The organism is Shewanella spartinae (assembly GCF_019457555.1).
Lineage (GTDB): Bacteria > Pseudomonadota > Gammaproteobacteria > Enterobacterales > Shewanellaceae > Shewanella > Shewanella loihica.
Genome location: NZ_CP080418.1, coordinates 2,592,470 through 2,613,497 on the forward strand (window position 1 = coordinate 2,592,470; position 21,028 = coordinate 2,613,497).

Annotated in this window: 15 protein-coding genes; all 15 read left to right on the top strand. The window is 53.8% G+C overall.

Features of this window, described 5'->3' with window-relative positions; all coding sequences use genetic code 11:
- Positions 1 to 10 precede the first annotated feature (10 nt).
- The 15 genes from hisD (at position 11) to K0I31_RS11570 (ending at position 20,592) form a co-directional block, all read left to right on the top strand.
- A complete protein-coding gene (hisD, locus tag K0I31_RS11500) occupies positions 11 to 1,312 on the top strand; it encodes a histidinol dehydrogenase (protein WP_220080832.1) in 1,302 nt (433 codons plus the stop codon).
- Between the two features lies 1 nt (position 1,313).
- Positions 1,314 to 2,396 carry a histidinol-phosphate transaminase gene (gene hisC, locus K0I31_RS11505; protein ID WP_220078464.1) on the top strand — a complete coding sequence of 361 codons (1,083 nt, stop codon included), beginning with the start codon at positions 1,314 to 1,316 and terminating at the stop codon, positions 2,394 to 2,396.
- Positions 2,397 to 2,460: 64 nt separating this feature from the next.
- Positions 2,461 to 3,531, top strand: a complete 1,071-nt coding sequence (gene hisB, locus K0I31_RS11510) for a bifunctional histidinol-phosphatase/imidazoleglycerol-phosphate dehydratase HisB (protein WP_220078465.1) — start codon at positions 2,461 to 2,463, stop codon at positions 3,529 to 3,531.
- The gene (gene hisH / locus K0I31_RS11515; RefSeq protein ID WP_220078466.1) at positions 3,528 to 4,202 is read left to right on the top strand and encodes an imidazole glycerol phosphate synthase subunit HisH; all 675 of its coding nucleotides are present in this window, start codon (positions 3,528 to 3,530) and stop codon (positions 4,200 to 4,202) included. Before hisB ends, hisH begins: the two co-directional genes overlap by 4 nt.
- Complete coding sequence (gene hisA / locus K0I31_RS11520; protein WP_220078467.1) at positions 4,199 to 4,936, top strand: 1-(5-phosphoribosyl)-5-[(5-phosphoribosylamino)methylideneamino]imidazole-4-carboxamide isomerase; 738 nt, start codon at positions 4,199 to 4,201, stop codon at positions 4,934 to 4,936. The genes hisH and hisA overlap by 4 nt, the downstream gene beginning before the upstream one ends.
- The gene (hisF, locus tag K0I31_RS11525) at positions 4,918 to 5,691 is read left to right on the top strand and encodes an imidazole glycerol phosphate synthase subunit HisF (RefSeq protein WP_220078468.1); all 774 of its coding nucleotides are present in this window, start codon (positions 4,918 to 4,920) and stop codon (positions 5,689 to 5,691) included. Before hisA ends, hisF begins: the two co-directional genes overlap by 19 nt.
- Before the next feature lie 28 nt (positions 5,692 to 5,719).
- The gene (hisIE, locus tag K0I31_RS11530; protein ID WP_220078469.1) at positions 5,720 to 6,340 is read left to right on the top strand and encodes a bifunctional phosphoribosyl-AMP cyclohydrolase/phosphoribosyl-ATP diphosphatase HisIE; all 621 of its coding nucleotides are present in this window, start codon (positions 5,720 to 5,722) and stop codon (positions 6,338 to 6,340) included.
- Between the two features lie 503 nt (positions 6,341 to 6,843).
- Positions 6,844 to 7,872: a GGDEF domain-containing protein gene (locus tag K0I31_RS11535; RefSeq protein WP_220078470.1), complete on the top strand. Its 1,029-nt coding sequence runs from the start codon at positions 6,844 to 6,846 to the stop codon at positions 7,870 to 7,872.
- A 464-nt stretch (positions 7,873 to 8,336) separates the two neighbouring features.
- Positions 8,337 to 9,077, top strand: coding sequence for a response regulator (locus K0I31_RS11540; RefSeq protein WP_220078471.1), 741 nt, complete (start codon positions 8,337 to 8,339; stop codon positions 9,075 to 9,077).
- 6 nt (positions 9,078 to 9,083) lie between these two features.
- On the top strand, positions 9,084 to 11,366 hold the full coding sequence (locus K0I31_RS11545; RefSeq protein WP_220078472.1) for a tetratricopeptide repeat protein: 2,283 nt from the start codon (positions 9,084 to 9,086) through the stop codon (positions 11,364 to 11,366).
- Positions 11,367 to 11,860: 494 nt separating this feature from the next.
- Positions 11,861 to 13,678, top strand: coding sequence for a S8 family serine peptidase (locus K0I31_RS11550; protein ID WP_220078473.1), 1,818 nt, complete (start codon positions 11,861 to 11,863; stop codon positions 13,676 to 13,678).
- Positions 13,679 to 13,965: 287 nt separating this feature from the next.
- The gene (locus K0I31_RS20180; RefSeq protein ID WP_220078474.1) at positions 13,966 to 14,088 is read left to right on the top strand and encodes a pentapeptide repeat-containing protein; all 123 of its coding nucleotides are present in this window, start codon (positions 13,966 to 13,968) and stop codon (positions 14,086 to 14,088) included.
- 387 nt (positions 14,089 to 14,475) lie between these two features.
- Positions 14,476 to 17,952 (top strand): S8 family serine peptidase, encoded by a 3,477-nt coding sequence (locus K0I31_RS11560; RefSeq protein WP_258406648.1) that lies wholly within the window; start codon positions 14,476 to 14,478, stop codon positions 17,950 to 17,952.
- An 81-nt stretch (positions 17,953 to 18,033) separates the two neighbouring features.
- A complete protein-coding gene (locus tag K0I31_RS11565; RefSeq protein ID WP_220078476.1) occupies positions 18,034 to 19,203 on the top strand; it encodes a proprotein convertase P-domain-containing protein in 1,170 nt (389 codons plus the stop codon).
- A 282-nt stretch (positions 19,204 to 19,485) separates the two neighbouring features.
- Positions 19,486 to 20,592, top strand: a complete 1,107-nt coding sequence (locus K0I31_RS11570) for a phosphoribosylaminoimidazolesuccinocarboxamide synthase (protein WP_220078477.1) — start codon at positions 19,486 to 19,488, stop codon at positions 20,590 to 20,592.
- Positions 20,593 to 21,028 lie beyond the last annotated feature (436 nt).

The following is a 21,028-nucleotide window of genomic DNA, read 5'->3' on the forward strand; positions in this document are numbered from 1 at the left end:
ATCCACACAGATGCAGCGCCTCGACTGGCAGGCGCTCGATGACCAGGCAAGACGAGAGGCCCTGTCACGCTCACCTCTGATTGGCGACGCCAACCTTGAGCAGCAGGTCAAGGCGATTATCGACCAGGTGGCCAGCCAGGGCGACGCGGCACTAAAAGCCTTCTCCCAAAAGTTCGATAAGGTAGAACTCGACACCCTGCGCCTTAGCGAAGCGGCAATAGCGGCCGCCAGCGAGCGAGTGACGCCCGAGATCAAGGCAGCTATCGAGCAGGCCAAACAGAACATCGAGACCTTTCACCAGGCCCAGGCCTTCAAGGGGATCGACCTTGAGACCCAAGCCGGAGTGCGCTGCGAGCTTAGAAGCGAGCCTATCGAAAAGGTGGGCCTCTATATTCCCGGTGGCAGTGCGCCGCTCATCTCTACCGTGCTGATGCTGGCACTGCCGGCCAAGATAGCCGGTTGTGAGCAGCGGGTGTTGGTCAGCCCACCACCGATCGACGATGCTATCGTCTACGCCGCTAAGGCCTGTGGCATCACAGATATCTATCAGATAGGCGGCGCCCAGGCGATCGCCGCCCTGGCCCTAGGCACTGAATCTGTACCAGCGGTCGATAAGATCTTCGGTCCGGGCAACCGCTATGTTACCGAGGCCAAGCGCCTGGTGGCCCAGGACAGCCGCTGCGTGGTGAGCATAGACATGCCCGCCGGCCCCTCAGAGGTATTAGTGATTGCCGATAACGATGCCAATCCCGACTTCATCGCCGCCGATCTCCTCTCTCAAGCCGAGCACGGCCCCGACTCTCAGGTGATGCTGGTCACCGACAGCCAAACCTTGGCAGACGCGGTCAACCTGAGCCTTAGCGAGCAACTGGCAAGACTGCCCAGGGCCGAGATCGCCTTACAGGCGCTGAGCGCCAGTCGCACCCTGATTGTCGAAGATATGGCCCAGGCCGCCGAGGTTTCTAACCGCTATGGCCCTGAGCACCTGATCATTCAGACCCGCGCCCCCCGTGAACTGCTGAGTAAAATCCGCGCCGCCGGCTCAGTATTTCTCGGCGCCTACACACCAGAGTCCGTTGGCGATTACGCCAGTGGCACCAATCACGTGTTGCCAACCTATGGCTATAGCCGCGCCGTCTCCAGCCTGTCTCTGGCCGACTTTAGCCGCCGCTTCACCGTGCAGGAACTTAGCGCCGAAGGCTTGCAGGGCCTAGGCGAGTGCGTGATGACTCTGGCCAGCGCCGAGCTGCTCGATGCCCACAGAAATGCCGTCGCGGTGCGCCTTGCCACGCTAACGGGCGAGGAGAAATAAGATGAGTGTAGAAGCTAAGATGAATGTTAACGCGACATCGCTCGCCGAGCGTCTCGCTAGGCCCGAGCTCCTGACGCTTGAGCCCTATCAGTCGGCGCGCCGCATCGGCGGCGAGGGGCAAATTTGGATCAATGCCAACGAGTCGCCCTTTAATAACAGCGACCTGGACAGCCTCAACCGCTACCCTGAGTGCCAGCCGCCCGAGCTTATTACGCGTTACGCCGAGTATGCGGGCGTAAGTAATCGGCAGGTACTCACCAGTCGCGGCGCCGATGAAGCCATAGAGCTGCTTATCCGCACCTTCTGTATCCCGGGGCGGGACAGCATCGCCTGCTTCGGCCCCACCTACGGCATGTACGCCATCAGCGCCAAGACCTTCAACGTCGGCGTCAAGGCGCTGCGCTTGGATAGTGAGTATCAGCTGCCACAAGCACTTTGCAGCCAGGTCGGCGATGCCAAGCTGGTGTTTATCTGCAATCCCAACAACCCAACCGGCACAGTGATCGCCCCAGACGCCATAGAGGCGGTGATCCGCAGCCTGCCCGATACCTTGGTGGTGGTGGATGAAGCCTATATCGAGTTTTGCCCGGACTACAGCGTGGCAAGCCTGCTGGATAAGTACAACAACCTGGTGGTGCTGCGCACCCTGTCCAAGGCCTTCGCCTTAGCTGGTGCCCGCTGCGGCTTCATGCTGGCAAACCCAGAGGTCATCGAGATGGTGATGCGGGTGATCGCCCCCTATCCCGTACCGTTACCGGTCGCCACGCTGGCGATAGATGCACTAAGTCAGGAAGGGATAGCCCGAATGCAGACTCAGGTCGCTCAGCTTAAGGCTAACGGCCAACGACTCGCCGATGCCTTACGGGAAGCTGGGGCCAGAGTGCTGCCTGCCTATGGCAACTTCGTGCTGGCCTATTTCGACCAGGCAAATGAGATAGAAGTCAGTGAGATGCAGGCACGTCTCAAACAGACGGGTGTGGTCGCCAGGGCCTACAAAGACCCGGCTCTTGCCGATGCGATACGCTTTAGCTTTGCCAGCGACGCCCAGACCGAGACGCTGCTTGCCATACTCAAGGCCGACTAATAGAGCCTCACCCAGCCAGACAATAACGACAAATTTAAGATAGAAGCAGATTTAAGGTAGAAGCATGATGAAACAGAAAATCCTCTTTATCGACCGCGATGGCACACTGATCGAGGAGCCAGTCACCGACAAGCAGGTCGATAGCCTGGCTAAGCTGGTGTTTGAGCCTCAGGTGATCCCGGCCCTGCTTAAGCTGCAGGGCGCCGGCTATCGCCTGGTGATGGTGAGCAATCAGGACGGCCTTGGCACTCCCTCCTTCCCCAAGGACGACTTCGATGCACCCCAGGATATGATGATGCAGATCTTCAACAGCCAAGGGGTCAAGTTCGATGAGGTGCTCATTTGCCCACACTTTGACGATGAAAACTGTAGCTGCCGCAAACCTAAGCTGGGTCTGGTCAAGGCGTACCTCACCGAGGGTCGGGTCGACTTTACCCAGTCGGCGGTGATCGGCGACAGAGAGACCGATCTGGGCCTGGCAGAGGCGATGGGCATCACAGGCATACAGTACAATCGCGACACCTTGAACTGGGACGCCATTGCCGAACAACTGCTTGGGGGTAATCGCGTGGCGACTGTGGTGCGCACTACCAAGGAGACCGACATCAAGGTCACTGTCGATCTCGATAGCCAGCTAAAGAGCAGCATCAATACCGGCATCGGCTTCTTTGACCACATGCTGGATCAGATAGCCACCCACGGTAACTTCAGGCTGGATGTGAGCGTCAATGGCGATCTTGAAATCGACGATCACCACAGCGTCGAAGACACGGCGCTGGCCATTGGTGATGCCCTCAGGCAGGCCCTTGGGGATAAACGCGGCATCGCCCGCTTTGGCTTTAGCATCCCCATGGATGAAGCCAGCGCCAGCTGTCTGCTGGATCTCTCGGGTCGCCCCTTCATCAAGTTTGAGGGGCAATTCGAGCGCGAGATGGTCGGTGAGATGGCCACTGAGATGGTGCCTCACTTCTTCCGCTCCCTCGCCGATGGCCTGCGCTGCACCCTGCACCTCTCGACTCAGGGCGATAACGATCACCACAAGGTGGAGAGCCTGTTTAAGGTCTTTGGCCGCACCCTGCGCCAGGCGGTGAAGGTTGAAGGTGACGCCCTGCCATCGAGCAAGGGGGTGCTATGACCCAATCCGATACCATCATCATAGATACCGGCTGCGCTAACTTAAGCTCGGTGCGTTACGCCTTCGAGCGGATCGGCGCCGACGTCGAGGTGAGTGACGATATCAACAAGATAAAGGCAGCCACCCGAGTCGTGTTGCCGGGCGTTGGTACCGCCAGGGCCGCCATGAAGGCGCTGAAGGACAAGAAGCTTATCGACACCATCTGCTCCCTCACCCAGCCTGTGCTCGGCGTCTGCCTCGGCATGCAGATGCTAACCAAGGCGTCACAGGAGCGCGGTGGCTTAAGTTACGGGAATAGTAGCAAGAACTGTCAGTGCCTTGGGCTGATCGACACCAATATAGAGCAGCTGGACGCCAAGGGCCTGCCGCTACCCCACATGGGCTGGAATCAGATAAGTCCGAGCGATCACCCGCTGTTTGCCGGGGTTGCCGAGGGCAGCTATGTCTATTTCGTTCACAGCTACCGGGCACCGCTTGGCGATTTCACCATCGCCAAGTGCGAATATGGCGAGGGCTTTAGCGCCGCCATCGCCAAAGATAACTTCATGGGGGTGCAGTTCCACCCGGAAAAAAGCGCCGCGGTGGGCGCCACCATATTAAGAAACTTTATGAAAATGAATGCCGGCAGCTTTGCAGGTAACCACAAATCTACACAGGAGCGCACCCTATGATCATCCCAGCAATCGATCTCATCGAGGGCCAAGTGGTGCGTCTCTATCAGGGCGATTATGCCCAGCAGACCACCTTCGACCTGAGTCCGCTCGCCCAGCTACAGGGCTATCAGGCCCAAGGTGCGACCTGGCTGCATATCGTCGATCTGACCGGAGCGAAAGACCCAGACAGACGCCAGACCCGACTCATAGGTGAACTGGTCGAGAATCTCCAGGCCAATATTCAGGTGGGCGGCGGCATTCGCAGCGAGGCCCAGGTCAAGGAGCTGTTAGATCTCGGCGTCAAGCGGGTGGTGATAGGCTCCCTCGCCGTCAAACAGCCAGAGCTGGTGCAATCCTGGCTCGAGACCTACGGCAGCGACGCCATCTGCCTGGCACTGGATGTGAACATCAACGAGGCGGGCGAGAAGATAGTCGCCGTGTCGGGCTGGCAGAGTGGCGGCGGTAAGACGCTGGAATCTCTGGTGGCCACCTTCGCCCCCTATGGGCTCAAGCACGCCCTAGTTACCGACATCAGCCGAGACGGCACGCTGCAAGGCAGCAATACCCAGCTCTATCAGGAGATCGCGGCGCGTTATCCCGATATTGAGTGGCAGGCATCGGGCGGCATCGCCACCCTGGACGATGTCAGCGCCGTGCGTGATAGCGGTGCCAGCGGCATCATCATAGGCAAGGCCCTACTCATCAACAACTTTACCGTGAAGGAGGCGATCGCATGCTGGCCAAACGCATAGTTCCCTGTCTGGATGTCCGTGACGGTAAGGTGGTCAAGGGGGTTCAGTTTCGTAACCATGAGATCGTCGGTGACATAGTGCCCCTGGCTGCCCGTTACGCCGCAGAGGGCGCCGACGAGCTGGTATTTTACGACATCACCGCCAGCGCCCACGACAGAGTGGTGGACAAGAGCTGGGTCAGCCGCGTCGCCGAGCAGATAGATATCCCCTTCTGCGTCGCCGGCGGCATCAAGAGTATCGAGCAGGCTCGGGAAAAACTGGCGTTCGGCGCCGATAAGATCTCGATAAACTCGCCGGCACTTAGCGATCCCAGCCTGATCGACCGCCTGCAGGATGAATTTGGCCGTCAATGTATCGTGATAGGCATAGACTCTTACTATGATGCCGACACCGACTGCTACAAGGTGAAGCAATTTACCGGTGACGAGGCCGCCACCAAAGATACCCAGTGGTACACCCAAGACTGGGTGGAAGAGGTGCAGAGACGTGGCTGCGGCGAGATAGTGCTGAACGTGATGAACCAGGATGGCGTTCGTCAGGGCTATGACATCAAGCAACTCGCCATGGTGCGCGCCATCTGCGACGTGCCCCTCATCGCCTCGGGCGGCGCCGGCACCATGGAACACTTCCTCGAGGTGTTCACCCAGGCGGGTGTGGATGCGGCCCTCGCGGCCAGCGTCTTTCACAAAGGGATCATAGAGATAGAGGCGCTTAAACGATACCTGCTCGACAACGGCGTACAGATGCGCCTGTAACCGCCCCAAATTAGTTCAAGGAATTAAGATGAAAAACCTAGAAGATTTTAACAACTTAGATTGGGACAAACAGCAAGGTTTGCTGCCCGCCGTGGTCCAGAACCACCTCACGGGTAAGGTGTTGATGCTGGGCTATATGAACCAAGAGGCGCTGACCCAGACCCTGGCAAGCCGCAAGATCACCTTCTTCAGTCGCAGCAAGCAGCGCCTGTGGACCAAGGGCGAAACCTCGGGCAACACCCTAGATCTTATCGCCATCGACAGCGACTGTGACAACGACAGCCTGCTGGTGCAGGTGATCCCCAACGGCCCCACCTGCCACTTGGAACGGGAAAGCTGTTGGCCCGACGGCGAGGCACATCCCTTTATCGACAATCTGGCGAATCTTATCGCCTCGCGCAAGGGACAAGATGCCAAGAGCAGCTACACGGCGCACCTGTTCGAGCGCGGCACCAAACGGATCGCCCAGAAGGTCGGTGAAGAGGGACTGGAGACCGCCCTGGCGGCCGCCACCCATGACAAGGAGGAGCTGATCAACGAGGCATCAGATCTCATCTATCACCTGCTGGTGCTACTTGAAGATCAAGACCTTAGCCTAGAGGATGTCACCGCCAACCTGCTAGCGCGTCACAGCGCCGCCAGCAAATAGGCCAAGGTTAGCATTAGCCATACAATTAAGGGCGTCCGAGAGAAGCGGGCGCCCTGATCTATATCTTGCCATGATGGTTTATGCCCATCCCCACGCAATCCCCCTTTTCATACTCCTCTGGGCGACTTAAGCCACTGTCTCAAAAATCCACTACGCTATCTCAAAGATCCACGTCCCTGTCGTAAAAATCCACGCCGCTATTGCAAAAATCCACTCTGGCACATAATATACATTCATATACAAAAGAATACATGGTGTAACAAACGGACTTATTGGCAACAAATTCATTACAAATTCACCGATGAAATGCCCACTGATGTTAGCGTTCAAACAAGAGGTATCCGGTTATGGCTAGGCGTTTTCGACAGCTCTCACTCAAAACAACTACATGCTTTGCCTTTAGCTTAATGCTACTAGTCACTAGCCAGGTCGCGGCGAGTACTAGCCAGGCTCAGCCCATGCCTTATGCACTCACATCTCACGCACTTATGCCTAGTGCACTCATGCCTAGTACGTTGGCCGCCCCCTATAGCATGGTCGCCACCGCAAGCCCTAGACTTGAGCAGAGCAGTAACCAGCTTCAGTTTGCCAAGGCGCAATCGAGTATGGCATCCGCAGGGCTTTCCCAAATTTCCAAGGCCTCAGCATCACCGCTACACGACCCAAGCCGTCAGGCCGGCACTGGCTCCTCATGGCTGGGCAAGCTCAAAGCCCATTATCCGAATCTGCTGCTTCACTATCTTGCGCCGCTTATTGCCATCGCCTTGGTGATGCAGCGGATCTACAGACAGGCCAGTACCCTATCCAGAACACGACTGGAGCAAGCGATCGATGAACGCACTCAGGCGCTGCAACTTGAAAACCTGCGCCTGCAGGAGATGAGTCACAGAGATCCCCTGACCGGACTTAAGAATCGCCGCTTCATCGAAGAGATGATTGCCCAAGACCTGAATCGGGTCGACCGCAGCTATGACGCCACGCAGCTAAGGAATGAAGAGCTGCCGAGCAAAGCCGACTTGTTGGCGCTCATCATAGATATCGATCACTTTAAGCCCATTAATGACACCTATGGTCATCTGGCCGGCGATCGCGTGCTGAGCCAGGTGGGTCAGCGACTGACGACTCTGTTTCGCAACTATGATTATGTGGTGCGCTGGGGCGGTGAGGAGTTTCTGGTGGTAGCACGCTTTATCGATCGCCAAGAGATAGACCAGCTCGCGGAAAAAGTCCGTCACGCCATCGAGTCGATGGAGATCGAACTCGACGCTAAGCGCAACATCAAGATCACCGCCTCGGTCGGCGCCGCCCCCTACCCCTTCTCTACAGCCCAGGCGGACAGGATAAGCTGGGAGCAGGTGGTTCATCTTGCCGATATGGCGCTGTACCAGGCCAAGACAAGTTCGCGCAATACCTGGTTTAGTTACATGGGGAGTGACCAGCTGTCTATCCCGGATGAGCTGCAATTAGACCCCGCCAAGATCCCTCGAATCGCTATGGTTTCATCTAAGCCATTGTCTAGGCAGAGTCTCTAAGGAAAGCCGCTTTTTAAGCAAAGCTTCTAGCCTCCCAACAACAGCCTTATCTCGTTCTGAGTGCTAAGTGCTAAGTGCTAAGTGCTAAGTGCTAAGTGCTAAGTGCTAAGTGCTAAGTGCTAAGTGCTAGGTTTTATGTTTAAGGCAGGGAAGCCTTAAACTTTTTTATCTCCCCTCAGCTTCTAACCCTTCCATTACGCAGTTAACTTATGTCACTAATTTATGCTGCTAGCTTATGTCGCTGGCTATAGTTTCTAGCCACTCTTCGAAATTAAGCTTCGAAAATAAACGCCGAAAATAGGCTTGGAAAATAAGCCTGTTTGCCCCGAAGTTGGACCAATTTTGCGCTAACTATTGCTTTCACAACAAGTTTTATATACATAAACATACATTAGAATACAAAAGTGATATATAATAACTGGCAATAAACCTTTTACAGTATTGCAACACTTCAGAGGGATATCGTGAAGGATAAAAACTGGATTCTGATTGTCGATGACGATGCCGATCTGGCAAACCTGGTCGCCGATTTTCTCGAGATGAACGGCTACAAGACCGAGATAGAACACAACGGTGCCAAGGCCGTCGAGCGCATCATTGCCGAGCAACCTATGTTGGTTATCTTAGATGTGATGCTGCCCGACATGGACGGTTTGTCCATCTGCCGCGCGGTGCGTCATGGCCATCCGGGGATCGAGGGTAGCTACAACGGCCCTATCCTGATGCTGACCGCCCTTAACAACGATATCGACGAAGTTGCCGGCCTGGAGACAGGCGCCGACGACTACCTGGCCAAACCCGTGCGCTCCCGGGTGTTGCTGGCCAGAGTCCGGGCCCTACTGAGACGTAAGCCTGAGCCACCTGTCACCGAGAAGCTCAGTAAACTGCACAGCAATAACGAAAGCCTCATCGAATTTGACGGCCTCAGCATAGATAAGAAATATCAACGTATCCAACAACATGGACAGGATATCGAACTCACCACTGCCGAATTTGAGCTGCTGTGGTTGCTGGCCAGCCGACCCGGCGAGATCTGCGACAGAGACTCTATCTCTGATTACTTCAGCGACCTGGGGTACGAGAGTTCCCACAGGACCATAGATCTTAGGGTGTCACGCATTCGCCGCAAGCTTGGCGACGATCCCAGCCACGCCACGCGCATCAAGACGATCCACGGCAAGGGTTATCTGTTTGTCGGAGACTGACTCTAGATGCGAAAAAAGCCCATTGCCTTACTACTGCTCGCGATACTGATCAGCCTAAGCCTGGTCGGTATCGCCGCACGTATGGATCCTCCCGAGGCAAGGGCCGACATCACAGAGCGAGAGGCACAGCTGACGACGCTACCGGAAAACCAGCAGGGAGAGCTGCTCACCGCGCTGGTCAAACATTATCGCGACAACGACCCCCTCAAGAGCCTGGCCTATGGTGAACAGGCGCTGACCCTCTTCTCCAAGATCCCCGACGATATCCGTAAAGTCACAGTGCTGAACAACATGGCCTGGATATATGTCTCCCTGAGTCAGTATGAAAATGCTCAGCTGCGCACCGACCAAGCCAAACAACTGGCCAAGGCAAACAATGACCCACATGGACTCTTTACCGCACAGACCATGCAGGGGATCATCTATTGGCGCAAAGCGGACTATCAGACCGCCCTCAAGACCTTCGAACAGGCGCAGGAGATAGCCAAGCAGGAGAAGAATCTCAGGGGAATCGCCAGCACGACCAACTATATGGCGATCATCTACCAGACTCTGGGGCAACCTGAGAAGGCGCTCGACTATTTCATACGCGCCTTCAACATTCAAAAAGAGGTGGGGGATGAAAAGAGCATTGCCGTCTCCCTCAATAACATCGCCAACATGTATGGCACCAGCGGCAACTATAGCCTGGCGCTGGACTATCAATTGCAGTCGAGGAAGATTCGCGAGGAGCTGAACGATCTGCCTGGCCTGGCCCAGATCCTAGGGAATATCGGCCTCACCTATTTCTATCTGAAGGACAGCGAACAGGCGCTCTCTTACCTGCAACGCTCTCTGGGTTATTACGAATCCCTCAAGGATCAACAGGGCATCGCCGAGATCCACGGCAACCTAGGCATGGTCCATCTGCACGAGCATCAATTGGAATCGGCGCTGTTGCAGTACCAAGAGGCCCTGGCGCTGGCAAAAGCGATCCCGGATACGGCGCTCGAGGCCAGGATCAACATAGATCTCGCCAATGCCTATATCGAACTCGATGACCCCGAGCAGGCCTTCAAGCAGATCACCACGGGCTTAGATCAGGCCAATAAGCTCGGCATCGTCTCCCTCAGCGCCTATGGCCTGCTGACCCTCGCCAAGGTGGAGAAGCTACGCGGCAACAGTGAACGCGCCCTCACCTTGAGTGCGGCGGCGTTAAGCAGCTCCCAGCAGCTGCAAGATAAGCGTATCGTGCGCGATGCACACGAGTTTCGCTATCAGCTCTACAAACATCTCGGGCAGGCCGAACAGGCGCTGGCGAGTCTGGAAGCCTTTAAGCAGGTAAACGATGAGATGTTTAACTCTGAGAGCGACCAGAGAATGGCCTTTCTCCTCAGCCACTTCGAGGCCGAGCAACAAGAGCAGCAGATAAAGTTGCTACAGGCCGATCAGGCGCTGCAGAAGACCCAACTGGCTCAACATACTTATCAGCGCAACGTATGGCTAGGTGGTCTGAGCGTCTTGTTTATCATCCTGCTCCTGCTGGTGAATCGACATCACCAGCGCAAGATCAACGCCTCCCTCAATCAGAATATTCAATCTCAACGTGAATTAATTCAAGCCGTTGCCCACGAGTTTAGATCCCCGCTTGCCCGGGTTCAGCTGGCCTTCGACATGCTGGAAGAACAGTTTGAGCAGGACAAACCCACTCGCCTTATCGACACCATCAACAAAGGCCTGAGTGAACTGGAGAAGCTGATCAAAGAGGCACTGGATTTCATCCAGATAGAGAGTAAATCCAGGCCGTTGCACCTCTCACTGGTTAACCTCAATAAACTGCTGGGTGAGTTGATGGACGCCAATAGTGTCCTCTATCCCGACAAGGCCTTTAAGCTGGAGGTTAACCCAAGCGAAACTTGCCTGGTTAAGGCCGATAGCACCCAGATTACGCGGGTATTTTCCAATATACTGCGCAACGCGGCGCGCTTCGCCCGCTCTCAGGTACTCATTAGCCTCAAGCAAGAAAAGTCCCGTATCCTGGTCATCATAGAAGATGATGGCCCAGGGATCCCCACGGAGCAGAGAGAAAGGGTATTTGAGCCCTTCGTCAGGCTAGATCAAAGCCGTTGTCGGGATTCGGGCGGTATCGGCCTGGGTCTCGCGCTGGCCAAGAAGATATGCGAAGCCCATGGTGGCGCCCTCACCATCTCCGCGTCCAAGCTCGGCGGCGCCAAGTTGTCGCTCGCCTGCCCTTTAGTTAACAGAGAGTCTGATAACAAAAATTCTTCAACCAAGCCAGCTGAACACTAAGCGGTAGAACATAAGGCGACGGAACATCAATCGGCCGAATGCAAAGCCCCTGAAAACAGATAAGCCAGAAACAGAAAGTCGGTAAAGCCTGTAGAAACAGGTCTATAAAACCGATCCGCTGCTAGTGCCAGTTCGCTGCTCATCCCCCTTCCTCTTCTAATGCCCCTCTAATCTCCCTGCTGATAAGCCAACTTTTCACCCCCAAGCGACGAGAGTTCATCCGGTTGCATCCCAACATTTTCCGCCTAATGCACTAAACCACCCTAAAAAATGTTTGTTATTTGTTAAATATATTTGATTAAATGAATATCTTTGTATATAAATGTATATTTAAAGCTGTAAATCTTGCAGAGAAATCCCCCTCAGCAAGGGGAGCGGCGCCATGAGCCTAGCTCATCCCTACCACACACAATAACAACGAGGCACCTGAGCCGGCAGCGATATAGCAGGATATGCAAGCTGCCAATGCAACAGGAAATCGTGGAGCATATAAGATGAAAATCAGTAAACTAGCAGGCATGATCTCCCTAATCACACTGGGCATCGCCGCCTCGAGTCAGGCAGCAGACAACCGCTATGTGGTTCAAGTCGATAATCAACACAAGGGCATAGTGAAGGCCCTGGCGGTCAAGTCGGGCGCGACAATCGAACTCGATGGTGATGGCTTCTTCGCCGCCAGCTTTAACGCCCAGGATCTCGCCCAGGTCAAAGGCCTGTTAAACAATCCCCATGTGAAGCTGGTCGAGGAAGACCAACGCCGTACCCTGCAGTCACTCTATCAGGATGATGCAGGCGACCCTATGTTGAGCCAACTCACCCCCTATGCCATCTATCAGTCTCAGGCAGATCAAGTTGATTTCGTGCCGGGCGCCGGCATTAAGGTGTGCGTGATCGACTCGGGCCTGGATAGAAGCAACCCTGACTTTAACTGGGGAGCCATCACAGGCGATAACGATTCAGGCACAGGCGATTGGGATGTCAACGGCGGACCTCACGGCACCCACGTTGCCGGTACCATAGGCGCGGCAGACAACGGCATAGGTGTCGTTGGTATGGCACCTGGGGTCGATATGCATATCATCAAGGTCTTTACCGCCAGTGGCTGGGCCTACTCTTCTGATCTGGCTCATGCCACCGACCTCTGTAGCCAGGCGGGCGCCAACATCATCAGCATGAGTCTAGGTGGTGGCGGTGCGAGCAGCATTGAATCTAACGCCTTCGAAGCCTTTACCCAGGCAGGTGGCCTGGTGGTCGCCGCCGCCGGCAACGATGGTAACAACGCCCGCTCCTACCCAGCCGCCTACCCCGCCGTCATGATGGTTGGCGCCAACGATGCCGATAACAATATCGCCAGTTTCTCACAATTTCCTAGCTGTAGCAGTGGCCGAGGCAAACATGCAACCCAAGATGAAATGACCTGCGTAGAAGTCACCGCCGGCGGCGTACAAACGCTGTCTACCTATCCCGCCAAAATGGCCACCATAGCCGCCATGTCGGCGGATGATGTTTTCTTCGAGGCCTCGGCCATGGAAAATATCGGCAGCGCCAGTGGCAGCACCTATTTCATGGGCACGGCCGAAACCTTAGACACCCGAGCCCAGGGCAGTGTCTGCGTTATCGATCGCGGTAACATCTCCTTCCATGACAAGGTCGCCAACTGTGAGGCCTCTGGCGGTATCGGCGCCATCATAGTCAATAACGTCGACGGCATGCTATATGGCACGCTGGGTGACGCCAACAGCACTCAGATTCCCGCCGTGGGTGCGGCGCTCAGTGACCGCACAGCCTTAATGGCAGCGACTCAGGCATCAGTGTCTATCGCGAGTGGCGATTACGGTTATATGAGCGGCACCTCGATGGCGACCCCTGCCGTGTCGGGCGTAGCAGCACTGGTGTGGTCAAACTTCCCAGAATGTACTGGCAGCGAGATCCGTCAAGCGCTTAAGGCGACCGCCGAAGATCAGGGCATACCTGGACACGATGAGTATTTTGGCTTTGGCATAGTCAAGGCCAAGGCCGCTTATGACTATCTGCAAAGCAGTGGCTGTAACGGTCAAGGCGGCACGCCGGGCAGCTTTAGCCTAAACGCCGAGTATGAATACGCGCGAGGCAAACACAGGGTTAACCTGACGACGGTCGCAGCATCGAGTCCTAAAGTAGATATCTACCGTAACGAGCAGCTCATCGCCACGGTAGCGGCAAACACCCTCTATACCGATAGCTTTGGTCGCAAGGCGAGTGGCAACTTCAGCTACAAGGCCTGTGAGGAAAATACCCAGATCTGTACCGAGACCCAAAGCGTCAACTTCTAGTCACGGAGATTTTTCGCTGCAGCTAATCAAGGCGATTTGGTAAGGTGCTGATAGCCTTAGAGATGAGTGCTGTAGCGGCTGACGCGAGCCATTGAGCATTAGCTCATCAAGTGCGAGCTCATTGGGCATTCTCTCGCTAAGAAAAGGCTCGGTAAGAAAAGGCTCGCTAAGAAAAAGCTCGTAAAGCACAAGCTGATTGAGCACAAACTCGTTAGACACGAGCGCCTTATGCGTAAGTAAATTGAAGGGCGGAGATCATCTCATTTGATCTCTGCCCTTATTCTTGATTGGACAGAGCTCAATTAGACATATCTCAATTCGACAGGGCGAGATTAGACAAAGCTCGACTAGTCAAATCTGAGTTAGACAGGGCTCGATTAAGCAGTGCCCGATTAAGCAATGTTAGTTGAATCCCAGTGTTTGTCGTCTAGGGATTCGTCGATCCCAGTACATTTCCCCAACTCATACACTGCTTCACCACTTCCACACTATATACAGAGCACTCCCCTTCTCCATCGCATCTATCTCCAATCAAATGCTATTTATTTATAAATATCAGTCCATTGCGACCACTCAGTCAGATTAACACACAAAAACATATATACATAAATTCACATTTAAGACGAATTTGTGACATTTTTGATAAACAAATGTTGATCAAAACCAAATCGAGGTATATAAATGTATACATATCGAATACATTTGTATGTGATATAGCCCTATTGAAGACCTCATCAAGTAACTGGGTGCGACAACACTGAGTACTTATAAATTTTATAACAACAGGAGAACAGTTGATGACTACACCCAAGAAATCATCTTCCAAGCTGCTCACAACACTATTAGGTGCCTCACTCTTAACTGGTTTGAGCCCTGTAGCACTGGCCGTAACCAAGGCGCCGCTGAAGGCAATGCCGCAGTACGATAACCAAAGCGTACTGGTCAAGTTCAAACAGAAAGTCACTAAGAAAGATCGTAAGGCGCTGACCCGTAACCTGGGCGTCTCTTTCAAAGATAAGAACAACGACGGCGTGGATGACCGCCTACGTAACATCGCCAATGGTCGCCTGGCCGTGCTCGATCTTGGCCAGGGTCGCCAGGTAGAGGCCGTCCTCAACAGCCTGAAAAACCACCCACTAGTTGAATACGCAGAACCTAACTACATAGTACACACCACTGCGGTGCCCAACGATACTTCATATGCAAGCCTTTACGGCATGCAGAAGATCCAAGCTGAAACGGCCTGGGACTATGTGATCGGTGATTCTTCTGTTGTTGTTGGTGTTATCGACACCGGCTTCGACTTCAACCACCCAGATCTAGCTGACAACATCTGGACCAACCCAAATGAAATCGCGGGCAACGGTATCGATGACGACGGCAACGGCTACATTGATGATATCCACGGTATCTCAGCTATCCTGGATAACGGTAACCCGTCTGATACAGGTGCTCATGGCACTCACGTATCTGGCACTATCGGTGCCAAAGGTAACAACGCCCTGGGTGTTGTCGGGGTAAACTGGCAAACCAACATGGTCGGCTGTAGCTTCCTCGGCACAGGCGGCGGTACCCTAGCCGATGGCGTTCAATGTATCGACTATATGATCGGTCTTAAAAACGCCGGCAACAACGTCCGCGTGCTGAACAACAGCTGGGGTGGCGGTGGCTTCACTCAAACCCTAAAGGATGCCATCTCGGCGGCCAACAATGCCGACATCCTCTTCGTCGCGGCTGCGGGTAACGATTCTGCAGACATTGACAACGGTGGTTTCTACCCTGCCGGTTACGATGTGCCTAACGTAGTAGCGGTAGCCTCTACCGATAGCGCCGACAACCTGTCTGGTTTCTCTAACTATGGCGATCAACTGGTTCACCTGGCTGCACCGGGTTCATTCATCCTGTCAACGACGCCTAATAACAGCTACGACACTTTCAGCGGTACCTCGATGGCGACACCGCACGTAGCTGGCGCCGCCGCCCTGATCCTGGCGGGTAACCCGAACCTGACCACGTCTCAGCTAAAAAGTGTACTCATGAATACTGGTGATGCGCTTACAGCATTGCAAGGTAAAACCATCTCAGGTAAGCGCCTGAATCTTGCCAACGCCCTGATCGATTCAGGCGGAGCGGGACCTTCTTTCTTCATGGAAGCAACACCAACTAAATCGACCGTCAACCAAGGCGACAGCCAGGCTTATGCTATCGATCTGGTGGCTGCGGGCGGTTTCAACGGCACAGCGACCATGAGTCTGAGCAGCGTGCCTGAGCTCAACGCTGACGTGGTATTTGCACAAAACCCGGTTGCGGGCGACACCACTAACACTATGACGATCAATACGACCGAGCAAACTGCGCCTGGTACGTACAACATGACGGTCAACGCCACCGACGGAGCCGTTTCTAAGAACATCAACCTGGAGCTGAAAGTATGGCCTCAAGGTACTGTTTCTACTATGTTGACCAGCAACCAAGTCGTGCCTATCAGCGATAACGATCCTTCATTCCCTGCAACCAGCAGCATCAATGTTCCATACGACATGACGCTGACTCAGGTTGAAGTGTTTGTTGACATCACCCACGCTTGGGCACCTGACATGCTTGTGTCTGTCATTTCACCAGCCGGCGAAGAAGTCATACTGCACGACCGTGCGGGCGGCAATGGTACTGGCCTTGTTGGCAACTTTATTCCTACCGAATACGAGCTGGACAACGCATTGGGTGAGTGGACACTGAAAGTTGTTGACGAAGTTGCGGGCGACACGGGCGCTATCAACAACTGGTCGCTAAAACTGACTGGCGCACCATCGGCAGGCACGGATTTCGTACCAAACGTACAGATAGCGACGCCTGCTAACCAAGGCGCGTACCTGACCGGTGAAACCGTCAGCTTCAGCGCAAGCTCAAACGACACCGAAGACGGCGACCTGACGTCTGGCATCGTTTGGACCTCAAGCATCGACGGCGTTATCGGTAACGGCGCATCGTTCACTAAGTCTAACCTGTCGGTAGGCGACCATGTGATCACTGCGACCTCTACTGATTCAGCAGGCCAGGCAAGCACAGAAACTGTTGAGCTATCTGTTGCCGATGCTAACACTACAGTAAGCGGTGCTAATAACACGGCTATTGCTATGCCTGAGATGGGCGGCAAGGTATTTACTGAGATCGACCTGCCTACCGGCGTTGCTATCGATGCAATCGAAGTCAATGTCGATATCTCGTTCGAATCGGTTCAATACCTGAACGTGTGGCTACAGTCTCCGTCTGGCACCCTGGTTAAACTGGTGACTTGGCGTCAGTTCTGGAACAAAGACCTGGTTAAGACCTTCAACCCGGTTGAGTTCGCAGGCGAGTCGAGCATGGGTACATGGCGTCTGTTTGTAGAAGATACCTCTAGCTACATCATGAATGGCGTACTGAACAACTGGAGCATCTCGGTTTCAAACGGCGATGCAGTACTTCCGCCTCCTGCTGAAAACACAGCGCCTGTGATGACTATCAATGCTCCTATGGGTGGTACTAGCTTCAACCTGGGCGACAGCATCACCTTCGAAGGCAGCGCAATTGACGCCGAAGACGGTGACGTAAGTGCCGGTATCGACTGGTACTCAAACTTCGGCGGTAAGATTGGTACCGGTGGTTTATTCACGACTAGCTCACTCGTCGCAGGCGACCACATAGTGACAGCAGTAGCTCACGACTCTGAAGACGCATTCGACCAGGCACAGGTAAGCTTTACCGTGCTAGATGCGCCTGCTAACGAAGCCCCAGTGGCTGACTTCAGCTTCGCGACTAACTTCTTAGCGGTGCAGTTTAGCGACCTTTCGGGCGACAGCGACGGCGCGATAAGCAGCTGGTCTTGGGACTTCGGCGACGGTGCTAGCTCAACGCTAGCAAACCCAGGCCACAGCTATGACGCCGCAGGCATCTACACTGTCACCCTGACCGTTAGCGATGATGACGGCGCCGAGCACTCAGTCACTAAAGAAGTAACTGTAACTGAGCCATCTATCGTACTAGAAGGCAGCGCAAGCAGTGATGGTAGCCGTGTGGTAGCAAGCTTGTCTTGGACTTCGAAGAATAAGGTAAACTTCGATGTATACCGCGACGGTGCCCTAGTAAGCTCTGGTGTAAGAAAAACAAGCTACACAGATCGCTTCAGCTCTAGCGCTACTAGCTTCACTTACCAAGTATGTGAAACTGGCACAAGCACCTGTTCTTTAGAGGAAACCATTGTGGCTACTCCTAAGACTAAAGGTAGAAACAAGTAAGTTGTAACCCAGGGAAGGCTCTGCCAAGAGCCTTCCTTTTTTTCTATCTATATCTAATTTTAGCTAACGCTATCTAACGTTATGAAAAGCAATCACTCCGCCGCTGGATTGACCAACATCCAGGCCGGGCAGACACCCGAGGCACAAGCGGTGAACAACAACCGACTCTCCCTATTCGCGATACTCCTGCTATTTATGCTAACGCCCTTCACCCATGGCTCGAGCGAATTTCGCGCCTACCAGAGCCGCTATAACGACCCACTGCTCAATATGGTTGCCGAGGACCGGGAAACGCTTGAAAAGTTTAACGCCCAGAGCAAGGCAACTATCGGCTCAGTAGAGATAAAACCCAAACGGATAAGCGAAACGAACACAAAAAGCAAGACGCCGATAGCGAGCGATCAAAAGGAGGCTTCAGCCACTCCAGAGGACAAGCCTACGGAATTGACGCCCGGTTTCGTGCTGTCGGTAAAAGAGAAACGCTTAAGCAAAGCTGCCGGTGAGACCGCGATTTATCACTTCTCGACACTTGAAGACGGGACTCTTGTAGACACTAGCCTTACAGGAACGAGTTTGGTTAGTGAGAAATTAGGGGGACAGATATGCCTGAGCCTGGCCTCCTCGCTTCCCGGCGCCAGGCTCTCTAAAGAAAGGGTTCATCCTGGCGACACATTCAGCCTCTTGGTGCCATCAAATAGTGACGCCCGATGGGGCGACTACATGTTCACCGTGACCGCCTCGGCTGACGGCGGCAATTGGGTCAAGCAGCAAAGTGTCAATCTTAGCCTGCTTCCCGGCGACATACGAGAGATACAGCAGGCCAACTTCACTTGGCATCCCATCATAGACAATGCTCCTGAGGGGATAGAGAGTCGCATCACCGTCGAAGATGAACTTGCCGCCTTTGGCGTGCGCGTCTTAGTTAATGTCTCCCATACCTGGCACAGGGATCTTAAGATGACCCTCACCTCCCCCATGGGCACAAGCTATCAACTAGAAAGCGAAAGCTATGGTGCAAAAGAAAGTAAAACAGTAAAAGCTAGCAATTCGTCAAAAGAAAGCCATGCAGGAAGAGACAATCAGCATCGGGAATACCGCACCCAGGTCTTCAATAACGAGGCGATAAAAGGCGACTGGATCCTCAAGGTGAGTGACCTGGCCGCAGGCGACATAGGCACGCTAAGGGGCTGGCAACTTCTCATCTCGGGTTACTCGGCTGCTCAGCCACAAGAGATAAGTACTAGTCCTTAGTCCTTAGTCCTCCACAGACCAAAGTCCATAATCCATACAATAACATGAGCCAGAAGCGCGCTGAATCATGGCAGACCAACACCCGAGAATCCTAGCCCAGAAAGCCGCCATTTCGCGCGAGAAAACGCCAATTTTATCGTGCATCTTACATTCACCTTCTTCCAATGAGAACACTCTGTTTTCGCAAAAGAATTAAAGCGAAAAAGCTGTTGTCCCATAGCAGTTCTGCTACAATTTCGCCGTAATTTCCTCCTCTAACATTACATATAAAAATAGTACCCTATGAATCAATCTAATAAAGTTCTAGCCGTTAACGATGATCTGCCCATCCGCACCGACAAGCCGGTACATTCAGGTAAAGTCCGCAGTGTTTATTGGTTAACCGCCGAAGACAGTGCGCGCCTGATCGAGCAGAAAGGTTATGATGTTCCCGCCGACACGCCGCTGGCGATCATGGTGATCAGTGACCGTATCTCTGCCTTCGACTGCATCTGGCAAGGCGAAAACGGCCTCAACGGCGTCCCTGGCAAAGGGGCGGCGCTTAACGCCATCTCTAGCCATTGGTTCAAGCTATTTAAAGAGAAAGGCTTAGCAGACAGCCATATTCTGGATGTTCCACATCCTTTCGTGTGGATCGTGCAGAAGGCGCAGCCAGTGATGGTCGAAGCGATTGCAAGACAGTACATCACAGGTTCTATGTGGCGTGCCTACAGCAAGGGCGAGCGCGACTTCTGTGGTATCACACTACCCGAGGGACTGGAGAAGGATCAGAAACTGGAAGAGGTGCTGATCACCCCATCGACCAAAGGCGTACTGACGGGTCTTGAGGGCGTTCCCGAAGCCGATGATGTTAACGTCTCTCGCGCGGATCTGGAGCGTCACCTGGAAGGCTTTAACTTCCACAGCAAGGGCGATATCGACCTTTACGAGAAGCTGCTTAAAGAGGGCTTTGCGGTGATCAGCGAGGCCCTGTCTGAGCAGGATCAGATCTTCGTCGACACCAAGTTTGAGTTTGGTTACGTGAAAGATGCCAGTGGTCAGGAAAAACTGATCTATATGGATGAAGTGGGCACCCCTGACTCATCACGTATCTGGGACGGTGAAGCCCGTCGTAACGGCAAGATCGTCGAGAAGTCGAAAGAAGGCTTCAGACAATGGCTGCTAAACCACTTCCCAGATCCCGATATTCTGCTCAACAAGGAGCGTATGCCTGAGCGTTTCGCCCTGGCGCGCGACAACAAGCTGCCAACCGAGGTGATGATGGATATCTCTAACACCTACGTAGGCATCGCCGAGACCATCATAGGTGAGAAGCTACACCTGAGCGAGAATCCTCGTCAGGAGATCATCGATATCCTGCGCGATGAGTATCAACTGATCCAAGCCTAATGGCGCTAAGCTTCTGATGCTCAACTGGCATAATTTGCCAGGGCAAGATGAGATACAGGATTTGCTAATCACTAAGGCCAGCGTTCAACAGACGCTGGCCTTTTTATTGGAATGTCACCCAGAAGTGGTTTCATCATGTTTGAGCTTGAGCCCAAAAAGCCGCTAGCAATGGCGTGAAAAACGGGCGCCGCTCGTTCATAAGGCAATGATGAAAGAAAATTAATCTGCTAAAGCAGATAGACGCGCCATCTAACGGCGACTAAAAACTCGATTAATCTGCGCCAATAATTCGCTTTGCCCAAACGTGACCAAGATGGCAACTTACCTCAGAGAGAGAAACCTCATCCGCTGTCGGCCAACATAGCTTAGCTCAAATAACGACAGCACATCCATTTAAACGGTTTAACACGCAATACCCAATAAAATCAGCACGATA